The following is a 21309-nucleotide window of genomic DNA, read 5'->3' as shown; positions in this document are numbered from 1 at the left end:
GGATATTAGCCGAGCGCGATGCGGCGGCCCGTCACGCGCGCCACGATATCGGCGTCGTGCGTCACCAGCAGCAGCGCGCAGCCGCTCGCGCGCACCTGCTCCAGCAGCAGCGCGAACACTTCTTGCTGGGTTACCGGGTCCAGGCGCGAGGTCGGTTCGTCGGCGAAGATCAGCGCCGGTTTCATGAGCAGCACGCGCGCCAGCGCGATGCGCTGCAGTTCGCCGCCCGACACCTGGTGCGGCAGCCGGTCGAGCAGGGCAGGGGCCAGGCGCATGCGCTGGAGCAGCGTTTCCAGCTCGCTCCAGTCGAGGCGGTGCAGCTTGACCAGGTCGCGCAGCGACTGGCGCAGGGTGATCCGCGGCGCAAAGGCGGCGCCCGGGTCCTGCTGGATCTTCTGGAAGGCGGTCGGCGCCAGGCCTGGCGTGCGCGTCACGCGGCCCGCATCCGGCTGCAACAGGCCCAGCACGATGTTGCCGAAGGTGGTTTTGCCGGAGCCGCTGGGGCCGCTGACCGCGACGATCTCGCCTGGAGCGATGGCGGCATCGATGCCGGCGAACAGGGTCTGCTGGCCGAAGGCCTTGGCGACACCCTCGACGCGGACCAGCGCGCCGGTGCCGGCGCCGGCCGCCTGTGGCGCAGTCCAGCACGCCGGATCGGCTGCCAGCAGGCGCTTCGTGTATTCCTGCCGCGGCGCCGCCAGCACGGCCGCTGCTTCGCCCTGTTCGATCACTTCGCCCTTCAGCATCACGCCCAATTGCCCGCCCAGCGCCCGCGCCAGCCAGATGTCGTGGGTGATGCACAGCAGGCTCATGCCCTTGCGCTGGGCCGCGCGCAGCAGTTCCAGTACTTCGCCGCGGCGGTCGGCATCGAGCCCCTTGGTCGGTTCGTCGATGATCATCAGCGGCGCGCCGGCCGCGTGCGTGGCGAGGAAAGCCACGCGCTGCGCCATGCCGCCCGAGATCATGAACGGGTATTTGTGGGCGGCGTCGCCCAGGCCGAGCGAAGCCAGCGCACGGTCGGCGCGCGCCCGGGCATCGGCAAACCGCGCGCGCCATCCGCCACGTTTGCCGCTTGGAGTGCCAACCAGGGCATAAGTCTCGGCCACCTGCGACCGCACCTGCATGGTCGGATCCAGCGCCAGCCAGGGTTCCTGCGGCAGCAGGGCCAGGCGCCGGCCCCAGAGCGCATGGCGGCTGCGCGCATCGGCAGCGTCGTTCACCTCGCCCGCGATCGCCACGCGGCCCGTGCAGCGCAATGAGGCCGGCAGGTTGCCCATGATCGCCTGCGCCAGCAGCGACTTGCCGGAACCGCTTTCTCCCAGCAGCGTCAGCACGCCGCCGGGCGAGATCGCCAACGACACGCCGCTTACCAGCGCCTGCTCGCCGTGCAGCACGGCCAGGTTCTCGACCGCCAACGCGGGAATCGTCGAACGCGCATTCATGCCGTCTCCTTTTCCGGCGACAGCAGCAACAGCCCGAGCAGCGTCAGGAACAGGGTCAGCACCGGGGCGCCGACCAGCCAGGGCGCCTCGCCGTAGTAGGGCAGCAGCTCGATCATCATCACGCCCAGTTCCGGCGTGGGCGGCTGCAGGCCGACCCCGACGAAACCGAGGGCCGACATCGCCAGCACCGCGCCGGCAAAGCCGAAGCGCATCAGCGTGAACAGGCGCGGCAGCAGTTCCGGCAGCAAGTGGCGGCGCACGATGTGCAGCGGGCCGAAGCCGAGCAGGCGCGCCGCTTCCACGTGCGGGCTGGCCATCAGGATGCGCGTGGCGGCGCGCACCACGCGGAAGTATTCGACCCACAAGGCCAGCGCAATACCGACGTACAGCGGCCAGAAGCCGCCCGGCGCAAAGGCGGCGAGCAGCAGCACCAGCAGCAGGCCGGGCAGGGCCAGCACGGCATCGGCCACTGCCGCCAGCACGCGCTCCAGCCAGCCGCCGCGCCAGGCCGCGAGCAGGCCGACCAGGGTGCCGGGAATCGCCGCCGACAGCACGCTGACCAGGGCCAGCGCCAGCGACAATTGCGCCGCATGCGCGAGCCGCGCCAGCGCGCTGCGTCCGAGCTGGTCGAAGCCAAGCGGGTGCGCCAGGCTGGGCGCTTCCAGATAACGATCGAGCTGCTGGGCGGCCGGGTCGATGCCGACCAGCCAGGGGCCGAACAGGGCAAAGGCGCCGATGGCCGCCAGCAGTGCGATGCCGGCCAGCTGTGCGCGGCCCAGGCGGGGCTGCGGCGCGGTATCGATGAAGTCGTCGGAAGAAAGCGAATGCATGCTCATGGTCAGGGCCGGCGGCGCGGGTCGATGAAGGCACAGGCCGCGTCGACCAGTGCGTTGAAGAGGACGAACATCAGGCCGAGCACCAGAGCGGTGCCCTGGATCATCGGCACGTCGCGCCCGAAGATGGCGTGCACCAGCGCGTGGCCGATGCCGGGCCAGGCGAAGATGGTCTCGACCAGCACCACACCTTCGACCAGGTACACCAGCTGCACGCCGAGGTAGGCGACGACCGGCGCGGCCACATTCCGCAGCCCATGGCGCAGCAGCGCCTGGCGCAGGCTCAGGCCCTTGGTCAGGGCAAAAGCGAAGTAGGCCGAGCCGCGCACCTGCACCATGGCGTCGCGCGCCACGCGGCAGGAGACGGCGGCCATGCCCAATGCGAGGGTGAGCGCCGGCAGCATGATGCTGCCATGGTCGTCGTGCCCGGCGGCCGGCAGGACGCCCAGCTTTACCGAGAACAGCAGCACCAGCACCAGGCCAAGCAAAAAGGAAGGCAGGGCGCGCAGCACGGTCGACACGGCCAGCGTCAAGCGGTCGAGGAAACCGCCGGGCTTGAGACCGGCCAGCACGCCGAGCGTCGGGCCGATCAGCAGCGACAGGCTCATGGCCATCAGCGACAGGCGCACGGTCGGCCCCAGCTGCCAGGCGATTTCCATCGCCACCGGCTGCGCCGTCACCTGCGATACGCCGAGGTCGAACTGCAGCAGGCGGCCCCACCATTCGACGAGGGCCGCCGGCCAGGGCCGGTCCAGGCCCAGCTCCAGGCGCACCGCCTCGGCGGCGGCGGTGGTCACCATGTCGTAGCCGTAGCGGCCGGCCGCGACGCGGTAGGCCATGTCGCCCGGCAGCATGCGCGTCATGAAGAAGCACAGGGTGCCGACCAGCAGCGCCACCAGTACGGCCTGCAGCAGGCGGTGGGCCAGCGCGGGCGCAATGCGGCGCCACGCCTGTGCCGGGAAGATTGTCATGTCCATTGCAATTGCGAGATCCTGTAGCTGCGCTCGAAGGGGTCGATGCTGACGCCGGCGATGCGGCGGCTGGCCGCGCACACTTGCCGGTACCAGACCACGGGAATCATCGGCAGCTCGGCCTGCAGCACCGCTGCGACCCGGGCGCGCGCAGCGGCGTCCGGCGCCGGGTCAGGCCGGGTGGCCGCCGCCAGGCGCGCCAGCGTGGCTGGTACTTCGGCGTTGCGCCAGCCCATCGCGCCCCAGTCGCCGCCTTCGACACCGAAGTCCTGCAGCAGGGTGGCCACCGGGTCCGGCAGATTGCCGAAGTTGCGCGCCACCAGGCCCAGTTGCAGGTTGCCGCTGCGGTGGCTGGCCGGGATGTCGCTGGAGTTGCCGATGACGACGCGCACGGCGATGCCGATCTGGCGCATTTCTTCCTGCAGCGCGGCGGCGATCAGCGGCAGCTCCGGGCGGTCGACGAAAGTGGTGAGACTCAGCGCCAGGCGCTGGCCATTTTTATAGCGGATGCCGTCCGGGCCAGGCAGCCAGCCGGCGTCGGCCAGCAGGCGCCGCGCCGCCGCCGGGTCGGTGCGCAGCGGCGCCAGCGCCGGGTCGTGCCAGCCGCTCATCGAGGGCGGGAACAGCTGCGATGCGCCGAGGTCCGCGTCGCGCAGGAGGGCGCGCGCGATGCCCTGGCGCTCGACGCACAGCGAGATGGCGCGCCGCACGCGCACGTCGGCCAGCAAGGGATGGCCGCTATTCAGCTTCAGGAAGGTGGTACGCGGCAGCATCTGCGTGACGAGTACCGCTTTCGGGCTGGTGCGCAGCGCGCGGATGCTGGGCGGGTCGAGCGAGAACGCCAGTTCGGCCTGGCCGCTCTGCACCAGCAGGGTACGCGTCTCGGCGCGCGCCACGCTGATGTAGCGCGCGCGCCGCACCTGGCCCGGCACCGCCAGGCCGCCGTAGCCGTCGAAGCGCTCGACGTCGAACTGCTGCGGCATCGAGATCGAGACGATCCTGAACGGCCCGCTGCCGACGATGCGCACCACGTTGCCTTTGGCGTCGAACGAGGCCGGCGCCAGGATCTGCACCGAGAAGTGCGTGAGCAGGTAGGGCAGCGGCGCGAACGGCCGGTTCAGCGCGATCGCGATGTCGCCGCCTTCGGCGGAGATGGCGCGGATGTCGGCCAGGCGCAGCACGCCGGGACGGGCATGGGCGCGGCGCAGGCACATCAGCACGTTCTCCGGCGTGATCTCGCTGCCGTCGTGGAAGCGGCGGTTGCCGCGCAGGCGGAAGCGCCAGTTCAGGCCATCATCGGACACCTGCCACGAGGTGGCCAGGCGCGGCTGCAGGCGGCCGCGGTTGCTGACGTCGAGCAGGTTCTCCACCACCTCCATGCGCTGGAACATGTAGCCGGCGCGCGAAGGATCGAGCCCGGTCATTTCCCAGGGGCCGACCACGGTCAACATGTCCTTGCCGGCGGCGGTGAACGCATGCGCGTGCGGGCCGGCGCGGTCGCCCGCCGTGGCGCCGCGCCAGGGCAGGAGCGAGGCCGCCGTGACCGTGGCCGCCAGCACGCTGCGGCGCCGGCGGGATACTTCGCTTGATCGACTCATGTCAGGAAAACCGTGTTAGGACGCTCGCCTGCCAGGGCCGCGACGAAAGGCCGTGATTATAACGGCAAGCGATTCGACCACCTGCCATGGCGGCGGTGCAGGCAATCCGTGAAGAGCAAAAAAAAACCGGCGCCAAGCGGCGCCGGTTTTTTAACGACCGCTGTATCAGCGGAAGGTGTAGTTCACGCTGGCATAGAAACGCCGTCCGCGCGGATCGGTGTAGCTCGGATCGTAGCCCGACAGGAAGTAATAGGCCTGGTTCGAGTAGGGCGGGGCACGGTTGAACACATTCTGCACGCCGACCCGCAGCTTCAGCTTGTCGTCGAACGCGTAGGCGCCCGACAAATCCCACAGCGAATACGACTTTACGCGGTTCGCCGCCACCACGCTGCCGTCGTCGATGTTGATCGCCGTGTTCTGGTCTTCGTAGCCGCTCGACCAGGTGTTTTGCAGGTTGGCCGACAGCGGGCCCCCGTCCCAGTCCAGGCTCAGGGTATGGCGCCAGCGCTGGACCACGCCGTCGGTGACGAAGCGGTTCAGGTTACTGACGAAGGCGTCCCCTGGCGCATTCTGGATCTTCGAGGACAGCACATAGGTGCCGTTCAGGCGCCCGCCGAAGTGGCCGTAGGGCGTGTTCACGCCGCGCACCGTCACCGCCAGGTCGAGGCCGCGCGCCAGCTGGGCGCCGCGGTTTTCCTTGCGCAGCTCGATGTAGTCGATCAGGCCGTCCTCGTCGCGGTAGACCAGGTCGCCGTATTTCGCCAGGTTACCCAGGATGATGTCGTCGCCGATCTCGCTGATCAAGTCGGTGCGCTTGATGTTCCAGTAGTCGAGCGAGGCGTTCACGTGGCTGCCGAGGGCCGCCACGGCGCCCAGCGAGAACTGGCGGCTGCGCTCGGGCTTCAGGTTCTCGTTGCTGTAGCGGCGCGTGTCCCAGTTGTCGGCGCAGTCCGAATAATTGTTGTCGACCGTGGCGCAGTACACGGGGTCGGGCAGGGTGGCGGTGGCGCTGTAGACGGTCGGGCGGTGCAGCTCGGTCATGGTCGGTGCGCGGAAGCCGCGGCCGGCCGACGCGCGCAGCAGCACGCCGGCTTGCGGGCGGTAAGAGAGGCCGATCTTCGGGCTGGCCGCGCCGCCGACCTGCTCGTAGTGGTCGTAGCGTGCCGACAGCTGGGCTTCCCACTGCCTGGCAAACGGCACCAGCAGCTCGCCGTACAGCGCCGCGACCTGGCGGCTGTCGCTGGTGGCGCGTCCGCCTTCGGGCGCCGCATCGTTGTTGATGTTGTCGCTCAGGAGCAGTTCGGACGGCGTGAAGCGATTCCGTTCGCGCCGCGCTTCGCCGCCGATGGCCATTGCCAGGTCGCCGCCGTCCATCTTCGAGAGGGCGCGCGAGAACTTGAAGTCGACCGAGTCCAGCGTGCCGCGCGCGCGGCGCACCACGTCGTTCACCTGGATGCTGTCGATCAGGGCCTGGCCTTCGGCGCTCGACGAGCCGAAGGGGTTGATGCGGCCGTCGTAGATCCCTTCCAGCAGCTCGTTATACAGAACGTAGCCGTGGGTATCCTTGTCCTTGACGGTATTCACGCTGTGGTTGAAGGCGGCGTCGTAGTCCCAGCCGGCCACGGTGCCGGTGGCGCCAAGCACAAAGCGCACGCCTTCGCTGGTCAGTTCGCTGGTGCGCTGGCCGGCCTCGTTCAGGCGCATGCGCAGTTCGAGTTCGCCCGGGTAATCGTCGTCGAGTTCGTCGAGGCCGGTGCCGGCCAGTTGCGGCACGCGGCTGTAGTCGATGTAGCCGGTCACGCGCGCGGCCGAGCCGGTGTACCAGGTCTTGGCGCGGCTCAGCGCCACCTCGGCATAGGCCTGGTGGCCGCCGCCCAATTTCACCACGCCGCGGCTGAGCAAACTCGCCTTTTCCGACTTCGGATACAGCTCGGTGTCGCCCATGTAGTTATAGGTGCAGGCATCCACGCCGCCGGTACCGGCCGGTAGATACACGTTGGCCGGCGGGGCGCAGTCCGGCACCGACAGGTTGATCAGGCGGTTCGTGATCGGCTGGCCGTTGATGGTGAAGCCGAGTTCCTGCAGGCGGTCGCGCTGGTTCGAGGTCAGGCGGATGTTGGCCGGGCTGGTGTAGCCCGACAGCAGGTGGCCGAGGCGTTCCTCGACGCGCAGGTTCGGAATGAACGAGCGCTGCGAGGTGTTCAGGGAATTCGTGCGCTGGAAGTCGGCCACCGCGAACACGTTGTAGCCGTCGGCGTCGAGCGAGCCGGTGCCGGCGCTGATGCTCAGCGTGCGCTTGCCGGCGCCGCCTTCGTCGGTCTTGCCGACGTAGCCGCCGATTTCCAGGCCCTGGTAATCCTTGCGGGTGATGAAGTTGATCACGCCGCCGATGGCGTCGGTGCCGTACAGGGCCGAGGCGCCGTCGAGCAGCACCTCGACGCGTTCCAGCGCCGCGGCCGGGATGTTGTTCAAATCGACGCCGCTGTCGTCGCCGGGCGAGGCGAAGTTGGCCATGCGCCGGCCATTCAGCAGGACCAGGGTCGACGAGGTGCCGATGCCGCGCAGGTTGGCGCTGTTGAAGCCGCGCTGGTCGCCGCCGACGTTGATGCTGGCGCCATCGGTCAGGCCGTTGACGTTGGCGGACACGCGGCCCAGCAGTTCGGCGGCGGTGGTGATGCCGGTCTTCTCGATCTCTTCGCGCGAGATCACCTGCACCGGCAGCGCGGTCTCGGACTCGACGCGGCGGATGGCGGAACCGGTGACTTCCACGCGCGGCATGTCGCGGGAGGCGGCGGCAACGTCGACCGCGGTGACGTCCTGTGCGAATGCCGGGGCGGCGAGGGTGCCGCCGAGTGTCCAGGCGCCGGTGAGCAGGAGGCCGCGTACCGCGCGTGCACCTGCTTTCATATTTGTTTTCATTGTTTTTCCTTGGATAAAACTTGGGCTCATCCGCGATATTAATGCGGCGCCGCTGCGCCCAATAAAAAATTGGATGTTTGGAAAGAACTGTAGTGAAAATGATACGCACCGGCCCCGGCGCGCGCCGGCGGGGATTGACAGACGGGGCAGGCGGCGATCTCGTGCTTGTGGCTGCCAGCCCGTGCTGTTAAGCTGTCCGGTTCTGCGCAAAACCGGCATGCGAACTTACGCGCCGTGCACCACTTTCCCCGGACTGTCACACCGCTCGCCGCCTGCCGGCGATTTGGCCTTCCGGGCTTGACCCAAGATTTCCGACATGACTACCCGACGTACTCCCCCCACCGTCAAGGGCATCGCCGCGCTCACGCTGCGCGTCTGGCGCGACGCCGCCGCCTTCTTCCTCAGCATCGAACTCGGCCTGATGCTGCTCGTCGTGGCCGCCACCGTCGGCGGCGTCTGGCTTGCCGTGATGCACGAGGCGTCCAGCCTGCTGGCGTTCGGCTTTGCCGTTGCCTACGTTGCCACGCGCGTCACGCTGCACGTCAAGCGCATCCTGACCTGGCCGTTCATTTAAAAACGCGCCCATGATGGCCTTGCATGCCCGAGTCCGTTAGGTAGTTAACAGTCCGATCCCCTTCCTGCATGTAGACTGGCCTGCCCGTTTGCGGATACGCCCGCAAATGGTTTTGACGCCAATCCATCAGGAAAGGAACTACATGAAAGCGCTCGTTTATAACGGTCCCTGCGACGTGCAGGTGAAGGACATGCCCGACGCCAAAATCGAAAAGCCGACGGACGTGCTGGTGCGCATCACCACCACCAATATCTGCGGTTCGGACCTGCACATGTACGAAGGCCGTACCAGCATGGAAACCGGCCGCATCCTCGGCCACGAGAACATGGGCGAAGTGATCGAGGTCGGCAACGCCGTCGACCGCGTGAAGGTGGGCGACATCGTCTGCCTGCCCTTCAATATCGGCTGCGGCTTTTGCGAGAATTGCGAACGCGGGCTGTCCGGCTTTTGCCTGACGGTCAATCCCGGCAGCGCCGGTGGCGCGTATGGCTTTGCCGGCATGGGCCCCTACAGCGGCGGCCAGGCCGAACTGCTGCGCGTGCCCTACGGCGACTACAATTGCCTGGTGCTGCCGCCCGACGCCAATGAGAAGGAAAACGACTACGTGATGCTGTCGGATATCTTCCCGACCGGCTACCACGCCACCGAACTGGCGGGCCTGAAACCCGGCGACTCGGTCGTCATCTACGGCGCCGGCCCGGTCGGCCTGATGGCCGCCATGTCGGCCGGCATCAAGGGCGCGAGCCAGGTCTTCGTGGTCGATACCCACAAGGACCGGCTGGCCCTGGCCGAGAAACTCGGCGCGATTCCCATCGACGACACCGAAGGCGCGGGCGTGCAGCAGATCCTCGACATGACCGATGGCAAGGGCGCCGATTGCGGCTGCGAGTGCGTCGGCTACCAGTGCTGCGACAAGCACGGCAAGGAAGTGCCGAACCTGACCATGAACAACCTGGTGCAGACCGTCAAGGCCACCGGCGGAATCGGCGTGGTGGGCGTGTTCCTGCCGCAAGACCCGGGCGCGCACGACGAGCTGGCGAAAGAGGGCAAGCTCGCTTTCGACTTCGGCAATTTCTGGTTCAAGGGCCAGCGCATCGGCACCGGCCAGGCCAACGTCAAGCACTACAACCGCCATCTGGCCAAGCTGATCCATGCGGGCAAGGCGAAACCGTCGACCATCATTTCGCATGAACTGGCGCTGGCCGAAGCGCCGAAAGCCTACGAACAGTTCGACAAGCGCGCCGACGGCTGGACCAAGGTCGTGCTGAAGCCGGGTAAATAAGCCAGGCAAATCAGTACGGGACGGGCCGGACGGTCGCTGCCGGCCTCTCCATGGGGTAAGATGAAGCGTTGCTCATCTTGCCCGTCCCTGCATGGAATTCCGCCAGATCCACTACTTTATCTCCCTGTACGAAGAGGGCACCGTCACGCGCGCCGCGCACCGGCTGAACATCGTGCAGCCGGCCCTGAGCATGCAGATCAGTAAGCTCGAAGACCACTTCGGCCAGAAGCTGTTCGAGCGTACCAAGCAGGGCATGGTGCCGACCGCCGCCGCGCGCCAGATGTACCGCCTGTTCCTGCCCATCATGCGCGACTTTTCCAACGCCCAGGCGCAGATGCTGAGCAGCGAGGGCGAGATCCGCGGCCACGTGAACATCGGCATGATCGCCTCGATCACCGAGGGCGTGCTGGTCGATACCCTGAGCGACTTTTCCAATAAATACCCGGAAGTAGGCGTGACGGTCAGCGACGGCTACACCAGCACCCTGACCGACTGGGTGGCCGGCGGGCGCCTGGACGCGGCCATCGTCAACAAACCGCGCCGCCCGCTGGCGCTGGATGTCGAGCACATCATCGACGAAGAGATGGTGTTGATTACCGGGCCGGGGTTCGCGGCCAGCCTGCCGGCGAATTTAACCTTGCGCCAGCTGCCGTCGCTGGGGCTGGATTTGGTGCTGCCCAGCCGCGGGCATGGCCTGCGCAGCAATATCGACAGCTTTGCCGAAGCCGAGAACATCGAGCTGACGCCGAAGTTCGAGATCGATTCGCTGGTGGCCACGGTCAACCTGGTCGAGCGCAACCAGGTGGCGACCATCGTGCCGCGCGTGGCGGTGCACCGGCAGCTGGTCAGCGGGGCGCTGCGGGCGTATTCGATCGTCTCGCCACGGCTGGTGCGGCGGGTGGTGAGCGTGTCTCATCCACGCCGGCCATTGAATCCGGCGACCAAGCTGTTTATCTCGATGCTGGCGGCGAACATGCGATTGCGGGCGCCGGAGGCGCGGCCACCGGAATGATTCCGTACGGTGGGCACCCCGTGCCCACGCGGTACGCACGTTACCTTGCACTACGTGCGGTAAGGTGTCGCTCGCCAGCGTCGAGCGAAGCCAAGAACTTATCAGGATCGTGGCCGATGGATGTTTCGCGAGCGATGCCTCGCTGCCGCGACCAAACGGAGATGCACGTAACCGCGTGGGCACGGAGTGCCCACCGTACGGTCGACGCTAACGAAGGAGAATGCGCTGTTGTGAATCGGCTTTCCTCGCTACTTCACACCAACCCGGCATTCCGGAAGATATGTTTGGTTTCAAGGAAGTCCGCCAGGCCTTCGTAGCCATGCAAGCGCCCAATACCGCTGCGCCGGTAGCCGCCCGTCTCCGCCTCCGCAAACAAGCGGTTATGGTCGTTGATCCACACCGTCCCGTTGCGCAGCGCCCGTGCCAGGCGCATGCCGCGGTCGCCGTCCGCCGTCCACACGCTGGCCGACAGGCCAAACACGGTATTGTTGGCCCGCGCTACCGCTTCCTTCTCATCCTCGAAGCGCTCCAGCACCACGAACGGCCCGAAGATTTCGTCCTGGGCAAAGAAGGCATTCGCATCGCCATGCGCCACCAGGGTCGGGGTCAGGAAGTGGCCTTGCGCCAGCTTGCCTTCGCCGCGCCCACCGCGCAGCACAACTTCGTCGCAGGTGTCGAGCGCACGTTCGACGTCGCGCGATACCCGCTCCAGCGATTCGCCGTCGATCAGCGGCCCCATGCCCGCACCCGGCGTGTCCCCGGGCGCCACCACGATGGCCGCCAGTGCCGCCTTCAGCGCGCGCTTCATCTCCTCATAGCGCGAGGCATGTACCAGCACCCGGCGCGCCGCCGTGCACTGCTGGCCCGAGATGATGGTGGCGGCAGTGGCCAGCCGCTGCGCCACCTTGCCAATATCCGCATCCGGAAACACCAGGCAGCTCGACTTGCCGCCCAGTTCCAGCGACAGCTTCTTCATGGTCGGCGCGGCGGCCGCCATGATGCGCTGGCCGGTCAGGTTCGAGCCGGTAAAACTGAGCACGTCGACCTCGCCGGACGCCACCAGTTCCTGTGCTACCGCGCTGCCGTTTTCCAGCACCAGGTTCAGCACCCCGCGCGGCAGGGATTCCACCGCCGCCAGTTCGCGCAGTACCTGGGTCGTGATCTGCGCCGTCTGGTGCGCCGGTTTCACGACCACCGTGCAGCCGGCGGCCAGGGCCGGCGCGAGCGAGCGGATCAACAGGACGACCGGCGCATTCCACGGAATGATCAGGCCCGCCACGCCGGCCGCCTCGCGCAGGGTAGCGGAATACGCCCCCGGCTCGACTTCCATGAAGTGGCCCGGCATGTGGCGCGTCAGGCCCGCGTAATAGCGGATCTCCGAAATCGCGCCCGCCATCTCGCCGCGCGACTGCGCCAGCACCTTGCCGTTTTCCTGGGTCAGCAGGGCGGCCAGTTCGGCGCGCCGCTCCAGGCGGTCGGCCCAGGCCAGCAGCACCATCTGGCGCAGGCGCGCATCGTGCGCCCACAGCGAATGCTCGAAGGCCTGGCGCGCGGCGGCAATCGCCGCCTTGGCCTCGGCCACGCCGCTGGCGGCATAGGTGCCGATGACGCTGGCGTCGGCGGGATTGCGGCTGTCGCCGGTGGCCCCGCCGGCGGCGCCCTGCCACTGGCCGTCGATGTAGTTGAGAGCGTTCAGGATGCCCATGGTCGACCGGCTCCTCGGATCAGCTGCCGTTGAAGACTGGCGGACGCTTGGCGTGGAAAGCCTCGACGCCTTCGCGGAAGTCGTTCGACGAACGCAGGCGGCTGTAGCAGTGGCCTTCCAGCTCGATGGCCACCGACAGCGGCGAATCCTCGGTGTCGTTCAGCAGCTTTTTTGCTGTCCGCTGGGCCAGCGGCGAGAAGAAGCGCAGCTCGTCGACCAGGCGGTCGGTGGCCGCTTCCAGTTCGGCGTCGGGCACGATCTCGGTGGCCACGCCCCAGTCATAGGCCTGCTGGCCGGGGATGCGGCGCGAGCGCATCACGATGTCCTTGGTGCGGGTGATGCCGACCATCTTTTGCAGGCGCGCCGAGCCACCCGAACCCGGGATCTGGCCGAGCTTCTGTTCCGGCAGCGCGTAGAAGGTAGTGTCGGTGACGATGCGGAAGTCGCAGGCCAGCGAAATCTCGAAGCCGACGCCGAAGCAGAAACCGCGGTTCGCCGCGATCACCGGCTTGCTGCAGCGGGTCGGGGCGGCGATGTTCCAGGCCAGCTTCGACACGTGTTCCGGGCTCGCCTCCAGGAAGCCGCGGATGTCGCCGCCGCTGGAGAAGTGCTGGCCCTCGGCGCGCAGCACGATCACGCGCACGCGCTCGTCGGCGTCGAGCGCCTCGAACACCAGGCGCAGCTGCTCGCGCTGGGGCATGGTGATGATGTTGAACTGGCCGTTCGCGAGCACGATGTCGGCGCGCTGGCGTTCGGCGTCGATCTCGACGCGGAAGTTGACGAGGTCGGCGAGCAGGGTCTGGGCCGGGTGGTTCAGTTGGGTCATGCTGTTCTCCTGATGTTATTGGTGGTGTTCGGTATGGTGTGTCTTGTGCATGCCTTCCCAGCGCCGCACCAGGCCCGCATGGGGAAGATCGAAAAGGTCGAGCAGGCGGCCGACGGTATGGTCGACCATGTCGTCGAGCGAATCGGGCCGCGTGTAAAAGGCCGGCACCGGCGGGAAGACGATGCCGCCCATCTCGGTCACGCTCGTCATGTTGCGCAGGTGCGCGAGGTTCAAGGGCGTTTCGCGCGCCACCAGCACCAGGCGGCGGCGTTCCTTGAGCATGACGTCGGCGGCGCGCGCCACCAGGTTGTCGGCCAGGCCATGGGCGATGCTGGCCAGGGTCTTCATCGAGCAGGGCGCCACCACCATGCCGGCGCTGCGGAACGAACCGCTGGCAATCGTGGCGCCGATGTCCTTCACGTTGTGCACGACGTCGGCCAGGGCCTCGATGTCGCTCTTGCGCAGGTCGAGTTCCTGCTGGGCCGTCATCACGCCGGACGACGACATCACCAGGTGCGACTCGCAGGCGCCGCTCTCGCGCAGGGCCTGCAGCAGGCGCACGCCGTAGATGGCGCCGCTGGCGCCGGTGATGGCGACGACCAGGCGCGGCTTGCTCATGGGCGCACCGTCCCTTGCTGCCAGTCGACTGTGGCGCCGCGCACGATTTCCTGGTCGAGGTCGATCTCCAGCTCGCCCGGAATGCGCACCTTGGTGAACACGTGGCCGCGGTAGGCCACCGGCTTGGTGGCGTCCAGGCCCATCTTGGCGCTGATACCCTGCAGGTGCGGCGGCGCTACTTCGTCCTCGCCGTAGTCGTGGCCGACGGTGGTCGAGGGGTCGAGCGCCGAGCCCTGGGCGCCGGCGATCACGATCAAATCGCGGTCGGCCTGGAAACGCGTGGCCACGGCCCATTCGACCTGCTGCGGGTCGTGCACGTCGACGTCGTCGTCGACGATGGTCACCTGCTTGATGTCGTAGTGCGCACCGAAGGCGCCGAGGATCACGTTGCGCGGCTCGCCTTCGCGCAGCTTGCGGAACTTCACGAACAGGTGGTAGCGGCCGACGCCGCCCACCGACAGGTGCACGTCGAGCACGCCGGGGAAGCTGCGCTGCAAATGGGCCAGCATGGTCGCTTCGCGCGGGATCGAGCCGAGCAGCAGGTGCTCCATCTCGGCCGGCACGATGGTGTGGAAGATCGGATTCGTGCGATGGGTCACGGCCGTGACCTGGATGACCTCGCGGTTCTCTTTCGCGCTGTAATACTTCGGGAATTCGCCGAACGGGCCTTCGGGTTCGCGCACCTGCGGCAGCAGCTTGCCCTCGATGACGATTTCGGCGTTGGCCGGTACGCGCACCTCGCTATGCAGGCACTTGACCACCGCCAGCGGCGCGCCGTGCAGGGCGCCGGCGATTTCCAGCTCGTCGTGGTCGATCGGGGTGATCGCCTGCGACGCCAGCAGGGTCAAGGGATCGGCGCCGATCACCACCGCCACGTCGAGCGCCTGGTTCTCGGCTTCCGCCGCTTTATAGAATGCCAGCAGGTGGCGCGGCAGCATCAGGATCGCCATGCGGTCCTTGCCGTGCACCTGGATGCGGTTGATCGACACGTTCTGGATGCCGGTCACCGGATTGCGCGCGATGACCAGGCCGGCCGTGATGTAGGGGCCGTTATCGTGTTCGCTGTGGGTCGGGATCGGCAGCAGGGCGTGCAGGTCGACGTCGGTGTGCACCACCTGCTGGCAGGGCGCCGAACCCGGTTCGACTTTGCGCCAGGGCAGGGGGTTGTCGGCCGCATGGCGGAAGGCGGCCAGCAGGCCGGCCTGCTCGACACCCATCGCCTCGGCGATCCAGGAACGGCGCGAGATGAAGCCGGAGACCACGGGAATCGCGTGGCCGTCGGGCTTGGGGAAGTAGGCCGCCTGGCTGCCGTCGAGGCGCTTGGCGATCGCCGCCAGGGTATGCTTCAACGGCACGCCTTCGCGCAGCACGGCCAGGCGCTTCGTTGCTTCCAGGTGCGCCAGCCATTCGCGCAGGTCGCGTGCCTTGGCCGGAGTATCGAGCTTCTTCATTGTGCGTTTCCTTTCCCGGAGCCTGGCAGGCTCTCGTATTCGCCGGCCACCAGCTTGCGGCGCAGGATCTTCCCGACCGGGGACTTCGGGATCTCGCGCACGAACACGTATTCGCGCGGGCGCTTGAAGTTCAGCAGGTCGGAGGTGCGGCAGTGTTCGTTCAGCGCCTCGGGCGTGGTTTCGCCGCGCGTCTTCACGAAGGCGACCACCTTCTGGCCCCAGCGCTCGTCCTGCAGGCCGGCCACCGCCACTTCGTCCACGGCAGGGTGCAGGGAGAGCACCGATTCGATGTCGACCGGCGAGATGTTCTCGCCGCCGCTGATGATCATGTCGTCCATGCGGCCGGTGACGAACAAATCGCCGTCGGCGTCGATGTAGCCGGTGTCGCCGGTGAAGTACCAGCCATTCCTGATCGACTTCGCATTCGCGTCGTCGCGGTTCCAGTAGGCCTCGAAGGATTCGTCGCCTTCCAGGTCGCAGATGATCTGGCCTTCCTCGCCCACGGCCACCGTTCCTTCAGGCGAGCTGGCGGTCAGCGGCACCACGCGGATGCGGGTATTGATGCCCGCGCGTCCGGCGCTGCCGGCCTTGCGCGTGGCGTCCTGGTCGATGGTGAAGGTGTAGACCTCGGACGAGCCGTAGTGGTTCACGAACAGTTCGGGCTGGAAGGTGTCGGTCAGGCGCTTGAGCAGGCCGTCCTGCATCGGTGCGCCGGCGAAGCCGAGCTTGGTGACAGACGAGATGTCGGCCCCGTTCTTTTCGCGCCAGGCCAGCATGTCGTGGTACAGCGTCGGCACCAGGTACAGGCAGGTGATGCGGTCTTGCGCGATCGAGTGGAAAGCGGCGGCGCAGTCGAACTTCGGCACGCAGACGAACAGGCCGTCGACCAGGGCCATCGCGAGCAGCGAGCGCACGCCCATGGTGTGGTACAGCGGCATCACGCCCAGGGTACGTTCGCCGCGCTTGTACAAATTCTGGGCCACGTGGCCGAGGGCGGCGGCGCGCTCGGCGCGGTGGCGGCGCGGTACGCCCTTTGGCTTGCCGGTGGTGCCCGAGGTGTAGAGCATCAGCGACACGTCGTCGGCGCTCGCCTGCAGGATGGGCGACGCCGGCGCCTGCGCCAGCAGGTCGGCGAACGCCGTGGTGCCGGCGCTGTCGAGCACGGCGCCAATGGTGATGCGCGGCAGGGCCATGGCGGCCGGGCTGCCCTTCACGGCGTCTTCGCTGATTGGTTCATAGGCGACGGCGCGCGCATTCGCGTCGAGCGCGCAGTACTCGACTTCCTCGGGTTTTGCGCGCCAGTTGAGCGGCGTCGCGATCACGCCCAGGAATTGGCAGGCCCAGTGCAGGGTCGCCATCTCGAAGCGGTTTTGCAACACGACGAGCAGATGGTCGCCGCGTTGCAGGCCGAGGTTGGCCAGGCCGGCGGCGGCGCACTGGATGCGCTCGTACCACTGGGAATACGTCAGGCGCTGCTCGCCGTCGACCACGGCCAGCGCATGCGGGCTGCGTTCCACGCTTTGCAGGAATGTGCGTCCAAGATCCAGCACGATGTTCTCCTCTATTGTTGTCGTCTTGTCGTCGGGTCAGGCGCTCACGAGACGCGCCTGGTCCGCAGGGCCGGCAGCGGCGTGGCCGGCGGTATCGGGTGCGAGGGCGGCGCCATGCGGCCGGCCGAGCCGTTCGGCGGCGGTCTCCAGCACCGCCTTCACGATGTTGGTGTAGCCGGTGCAGCGGCACAGGTGGCCCGACAGCATCTCGCGTACTTCGAGCTCGCTCGGGTCCGGATTGCGTTGCAGGTAATCGGTGCAGGACATCAGGATGCCTGCGGTGCAGAAGCCGCATTGCAGCGCGTGGTTGCGGCGGAAGGCTTGCTGCAAATCGGACAGGCCCTCGACGTCCTTGTTCAGGCCTTCCACGGTATCGACCTTGCAGCCTTCGGCCTGCACGGCCAGGGTCATGCAGGAGCGACCCGCCACGCCGTCGATGTTCACGGTGCAGGCGCCGCAGACGCCGTGCTCGCAGCCGACGTGGGTGCCGGTCGCGCCCAGTTCGTGCCTCAGGAAGTCCGACAGCAGGGTGCGCGGTTCGCAGGTGCCGCTGCGCTGCTGGCCATTGAGTACCAGGTGGATGCGTACGACATCGTCTTTACGGTAAGTCTTCATCATTGAGCCTTGTCGATTGCGGCGCGGCCCAGGTGGCGCACCAGTTGACGCCGGAATTTGGCCGAGGCGTGGTGATCGTCCTTCGCCCCGAGTTCCCAGGCGAAGTCGTTGATGGCGGCATCCAGGTCGGCGCCTTCCAGGCGCGGCCAGGTGCGCACGATCGGGCGGTCCGAGACGCCGCCGACGGCCAGGCGGATGCCGTCCGGCTTCACCACGGCGGCCACCGCGCACACGGCGAAGTCGCCATGGCGGCCCGAGAACTCATCGAAGGCGTAGCGTACGCCGGCTTGCGCCAGCGGATAGCGCACTTCTTCCACCAGTTCGTCCTGGGCGCGCGCCGTCATCAGCATGCCCTGGAAGAAGTCGGCGGCCGCGACCACGCGCCGTCCGCGCCCGCTGCGCAGCACGACTTCGCCTTCCAGCGCCAGCAGGGCCAGCGGCAGTTCGGCGCTCGGGTCGGCATGGGCCACCGAGCCGCAGACCGTGCCGCGGTTGCGGATCTGGAAGTGCGAAATATGCGGGAAGGCCTGGGCCAGCAGCGGCACTTCGTTCTTCAAGCCAGGGCGCCACTCGACGCTGCCCTGGGTCGCGGCGGCGCCAATCGCCAGGTGCTTGCCATCGACACGCACGTAGTTCAGGTCCGGCACGCGCGAGATGTCGATCAGGACGCTGGGCTGGGCCAGGCGCAGGTTCAGCACCGCCATCAGCGACTGGCCGCCGGCCAGGATGCGCGCGTCGTCGCCGGCCTGGGCCAGCATGGACACCGCTTCCTCGGCGCTGTCGGGACGGGCGTAATCGAAAGCTTGCGGTTTCATCGTTGACCTCCAAACAGGGCCAGCAGGCGTTGCCAGAGGCTGCGTTTCTTGACTGGTGCAGGGGCGGCGCCGTCCGCCGTGGCGGGTCCGCCGGCTTCGCGTCCGAGTTGTTCGAACAGCTGGTTCAGCACGATCTTGGCCGCGCCCTCCAGCATGCGGCTGCCCACAGCGGCCACCTTGCCCGAGACTTGCGCCGCGTAGTCGTAGCGCAGCAGGGTGCCGCCACCCGCCGGCTCCAGCGTCACCAGGCCGCTGCCGCTGGCGCTGCCCACCGAGGACAGGCCGCTGCCGGCCAGGCGCAGGCTGCGCGGCGGGTCGAGTTCGGACAGGGCCACTTCGGCGGCATAGCGCGCCTTGATCATGCCTACGCCCACGGTGACGTCGGCGCGGTAGCGGTGTTCGCCGACCGGTTCCAGGGCATTGCAGCCGGGGATGACCTTGGCCAGTGCTTGCGGGTCGAGCAGCACGCGGAACACGGCGTCGGGCGAGGCTTCCAAACGCACTTCGCCGCGCGCGGCCAGCGACTTGCCGCCCTTGGCCGGCCTGGCGGCCGCGCTGTCGGCAGCGGCGCCGTCAGCCGGCGCATCGGCCGTCAGGGGCGAATACGCGGGCGCGGCGGGCGCCACCTTGGCCGATGGCGAGGGTGGCGGTTCGTCGCCGCCGATCAGGTCCATCACCTTCGACGGCGTCAGCGGCAACACGATTTCCTTGACGCCCAGCGCGTCGGCCACGGCATTGCCGATGCAGGCCGGCGTGCTCATGTTGTTGCCCTCGCCGAGGCCCTTGGCGCCCAGCGGCGTGAAGGGCGAGGGCGTTTCCATGTGCAGGATGCGCGGCTCGGGCACTTCGCAGGTGGTCGGCACAAGGTAGTCGGCAAAGGTGCCGGACTGGAAGCTGCCGTCTTCGCCGTAGCGGAATTCCTCCATCAGCGCCGCGCCCAGGCCCTGGGCGAAAGCGCCGCGGATCTGGCCGTCGGCCAGGGCCGGATTCAGGATCTTGCCGGCGTCGTGGGTGGTCACGTAGTCGTCGATGCGCACGCGGCCGGTGTGGCGGTCGATCTCGACTGCGCAGACATCGAAGGCGAAGCCGTAGGCAGCCGAGGTATTCACGCGGTCCTGCTCGTCCGGCGCGCCCAGCTGCGGCGCGGTCCAGAAGGCGGTCTCGCGCAGGCCCGGTTCCACGCCGGCCGGCAGCAAGGCCGGCGCCCAGTGCGGGCTGGCGGCCATGCGCAGGAAGGGCAGCGACTTGGCCGGGTCGGCCTTCGCGTACACCTTGCCGCCTTCAAAGACAATGTCGGCTGCATCCACGCCCAGCTGGGGCGCGGCGATCGCGGCCAGCTTGTCGCGCAGCTTCACCGCCGCCAGGTGCACGGTGCCGGCCACGGCGCCGGCGAAGCGGCTCGAGTAGTTACCGGCGGCGACCGACCAGGCATCCTTCTGGGTATCGAATTCCACGTTCACGGCCACGCCGTCAGGCACGATGCCGAACACGTCGGCCACCACCTGGGCGCAGACGGTGCGGTGGCCCTGGCCGGCCGGGGCCGAGGCGATGGTCACGTTGACGCCGCCGAGCGGGTCGATGGCGACGCTGGCCGAAGCGATGGCGCCGTTCTTCGGCCCGGCCTTGGCGCGCGCTTCCTTCGGCAGCACGGTGGTGATGTAGCCCATGTTCGAGATCGAAGGCTCGACGATGGCGGCGAAGCCGATGCCGTACAGGCGGCCTTCGGCACGCGCTTGATCCCGCCGCGCATACAGCTCGGCCAGGCGGCCTTCGCCCTGCACCAGTTCCAGCGCGCCCTGGTAATTGCCCGAGTCGATCAGGGCGCCGGCCGCGGCCTGGTAGGGGAAGGCATCGGCCGGGATGAAGTTGCGGCGATACAGCTCGACCGGGTCGATCCGCAGTTCGACCGCGATGCGCTGCATCAGACGTTCCAATGCAAAGTAGACCTGCGGGCCGCCGAAGCCGCGCACCAGGCCGGCCGGGGTCTTGTTCGTCAGCACCACGCGATTGCGCACCAGCAGGTTCGGGATCGCGTAGGCGCCGGTCAGGCAGCCGTGCATGCGGTAGAAGGTGGCCGGTTCCGGTGCGCGCAGGTAGCCGCCGCAATCGTCGAACTGGTCGTAGTCCAGGGCGGTGATGCGGCCGTCGGCGTCCACAGCGGCTCGGATGGTCGACAGGCGGTTGGTGGCCGAGGTCAGGCCGGCCAGGTGTTCGAGGCGGTCCTCGACCCATTTGACGGGCGCGCCGGCCTTGCGCGAGGCCAGGCACATCAGCACCGCGTACTGGAACACGGCGTGCTTGACGCCGAAGCTGCCGCCGGAATCGCGGAAGGTGCGGTGGCGCAGCTTGTGGCCCGGTACGCGCAGGGCCAGGGCCATCACGGTGTGCAGCGAGAACGGGCCCATGAAGTTGGAGGCGACGTCGTAGCCCTCTTCCTCGGACTGCCATTCGGCCACCACCACCGCGCCTTCGATCGGGGTGCAGGAATTGCGCGGGTAGCGCACCGTGAGTTCGACCGTGTGCGGGGCGTTGGCAAAGGCCGTCTCGGGTTCGCCGTAGCGGAAGGAGCGGTCGCTGACCACGTTGCTGCCCACGCCTTCGTGCAGGATGGCGGCGTCGGGCAGGATGGCCTCGTCGATCGAGGTGACGGGTTCGAGTTCGGTATAGCTGGCGACGACCAGGTCGGCCGCGTCTTCGGCCAGGTAGCGGGTGTCGGCCACCACCACGGCCACCGGCTCGCCGACGTAGCGCACGCGGTCCACGGCCAGCGCCCACATTTCCATCGGCGCCTTGACGCCGACGACAAAGGGCTTGGACCAGTCGCGGATATCAAGCCCCGTGAGGACAGCGCGCACGCCCGGCGCGGCGGCGGCGCGGCTGGTATCGATGCCGTTCAGGACAGCGTGCGCATGCGGGGAACGCACCACCACGGCCTGCAGGGTGCCGGGCTTGACGCCGACGTCGTCGCCGTACTGGCCGCGGCCGACCAGCAGCGAGGCGTCTTCGATGCGTTGCATCGGGCGGCCGGTATAGGGCTTGTCGCCGGCATCCTGCCCGGGCGCGTAATGGAGCTTCATTTCCATGCGTTCGTGTCTCCT

General features: G+C 68.0%; 16 protein-coding genes. 3 read left to right on the top strand and 13 right to left on the bottom strand.

What is annotated here, in order from left to right; translation table 11 throughout:
* Window positions 1-5: 5 nt before the first annotated feature.
* The 5 genes from QWL29_RS13215 to QWL29_RS13195 form a co-directional block, all read right to left on the bottom strand.
* On the bottom strand, window positions 6-1442 hold the full coding sequence (locus tag QWL29_RS13215; protein ID WP_305823353.1) for an ABC transporter ATP-binding protein: 1437 nt from the start codon (window positions 1440-1442) through the stop codon (window positions 6-8).
* On the bottom strand, window positions 1439-2272 hold the full coding sequence (locus QWL29_RS13210; protein WP_305823352.1) for an ABC transporter permease: 834 nt from the start codon (window positions 2270-2272) through the stop codon (window positions 1439-1441). The genes QWL29_RS13215 and QWL29_RS13210 overlap by 4 nt, the downstream gene beginning before the upstream one ends.
* Before the next feature lie 8 nt (window positions 2273-2280).
* Window positions 2281-3252, bottom strand: a complete 972-nt coding sequence (locus QWL29_RS13205) for an ABC transporter permease (RefSeq protein WP_305823351.1) — start codon at window positions 3250-3252, stop codon at window positions 2281-2283.
* Window positions 3243-4844, bottom strand: coding sequence for an ABC transporter substrate-binding protein (locus tag QWL29_RS13200; protein ID WP_305823350.1), 1602 nt, complete (start codon window positions 4842-4844; stop codon window positions 3243-3245). Before QWL29_RS13200 ends, QWL29_RS13205 begins: the two co-directional genes overlap by 10 nt.
* Before the next feature lie 165 nt (window positions 4845-5009).
* Window positions 5010-7751, bottom strand: coding sequence for a TonB-dependent receptor (locus QWL29_RS13195; protein ID WP_305823349.1), 2742 nt, complete (start codon window positions 7749-7751; stop codon window positions 5010-5012).
* A 328-nt stretch (window positions 7752-8079) separates the two neighbouring features.
* Between QWL29_RS13195 and QWL29_RS13190 the strand changes: the two genes are divergently transcribed.
* The 3 genes from QWL29_RS13190 (at window position 8080) to QWL29_RS13180 (ending at window position 10631) form a co-directional block, all read left to right on the top strand.
* Window positions 8080-8337, top strand: coding sequence for a hypothetical protein (locus QWL29_RS13190; RefSeq protein ID WP_305823348.1), 258 nt, complete (start codon window positions 8080-8082; stop codon window positions 8335-8337).
* Window positions 8338-8479: 142 nt separating this feature from the next.
* Window positions 8480-9619 carry a glutathione-independent formaldehyde dehydrogenase gene (locus QWL29_RS13185; RefSeq protein WP_305823347.1) on the top strand — a complete coding sequence of 380 codons (1140 nt, stop codon included), beginning with the start codon at window positions 8480-8482 and terminating at the stop codon, window positions 9617-9619.
* Window positions 9620-9710: 91 nt separating this feature from the next.
* Window positions 9711-10631: a LysR family transcriptional regulator gene (locus QWL29_RS13180; protein WP_305823346.1), complete on the top strand. Its 921-nt coding sequence runs from the start codon at window positions 9711-9713 to the stop codon at window positions 10629-10631.
* 253 nt (window positions 10632-10884) lie between these two features.
* Here QWL29_RS13180 and QWL29_RS13175 read toward each other — a convergent pair whose 3' ends face one another.
* The 8 genes from QWL29_RS13175 to QWL29_RS13140 are packed head-to-tail and all read right to left on the bottom strand — an operon-like array spanning window position 10885 to window position 21294.
* A complete protein-coding gene (locus tag QWL29_RS13175; protein WP_305823345.1) occupies window positions 10885-12336 on the bottom strand; it encodes an aldehyde dehydrogenase family protein in 1452 nt (483 codons plus the stop codon).
* 19 nt (window positions 12337-12355) lie between these two features.
* Window positions 12356-13162: an enoyl-CoA hydratase/isomerase family protein gene (locus tag QWL29_RS13170; protein WP_305823344.1), complete on the bottom strand. Its 807-nt coding sequence runs from the start codon at window positions 13160-13162 to the stop codon at window positions 12356-12358.
* Between the two features lie 15 nt (window positions 13163-13177).
* The gene (locus QWL29_RS13165; RefSeq protein WP_305823343.1) at window positions 13178-13780 is read right to left on the bottom strand and encodes a UbiX family flavin prenyltransferase; all 603 of its coding nucleotides are present in this window, start codon (window positions 13778-13780) and stop codon (window positions 13178-13180) included.
* Complete coding sequence (locus QWL29_RS13160) at window positions 13777-15231, bottom strand: UbiD family decarboxylase (RefSeq protein WP_305823342.1); 1455 nt, start codon at window positions 15229-15231, stop codon at window positions 13777-13779. The genes QWL29_RS13165 and QWL29_RS13160 overlap by 4 nt, the downstream gene beginning before the upstream one ends.
* The gene (locus QWL29_RS13155) at window positions 15228-16781 is read right to left on the bottom strand and encodes an AMP-binding protein (protein ID WP_305823341.1); all 1554 of its coding nucleotides are present in this window, start codon (window positions 16779-16781) and stop codon (window positions 15228-15230) included. Before QWL29_RS13155 ends, QWL29_RS13160 begins: the two co-directional genes overlap by 4 nt.
* Before the next feature lie 36 nt (window positions 16782-16817).
* Window positions 16818-17396, bottom strand: coding sequence for a (2Fe-2S)-binding protein (locus tag QWL29_RS13150; RefSeq protein WP_305823394.1), 579 nt, complete (start codon window positions 17394-17396; stop codon window positions 16818-16820).
* On the bottom strand, window positions 17396-18211 hold the full coding sequence (locus QWL29_RS13145; protein ID WP_305823340.1) for an FAD binding domain-containing protein: 816 nt from the start codon (window positions 18209-18211) through the stop codon (window positions 17396-17398). The genes QWL29_RS13150 and QWL29_RS13145 overlap by 1 nt, the downstream gene beginning before the upstream one ends.
* Window positions 18208-21294: a xanthine dehydrogenase family protein molybdopterin-binding subunit gene (locus QWL29_RS13140; protein WP_305823339.1), complete on the bottom strand. Its 3087-nt coding sequence runs from the start codon at window positions 21292-21294 to the stop codon at window positions 18208-18210. The genes QWL29_RS13145 and QWL29_RS13140 overlap by 4 nt, the downstream gene beginning before the upstream one ends.
* Window positions 21295-21309 lie beyond the last annotated feature (15 nt).

It is taken from the genome of Massilia brevitalea (genome assembly GCF_030711405.1).
Lineage (GTDB): Bacteria > Pseudomonadota > Gammaproteobacteria > Burkholderiales > Burkholderiaceae_D > Telluria > Telluria brevitalea.
The sequence above is the reverse complement of the archived record's forward strand: the minus strand, read 5'-3'. Positions and strand labels throughout refer to the sequence as shown.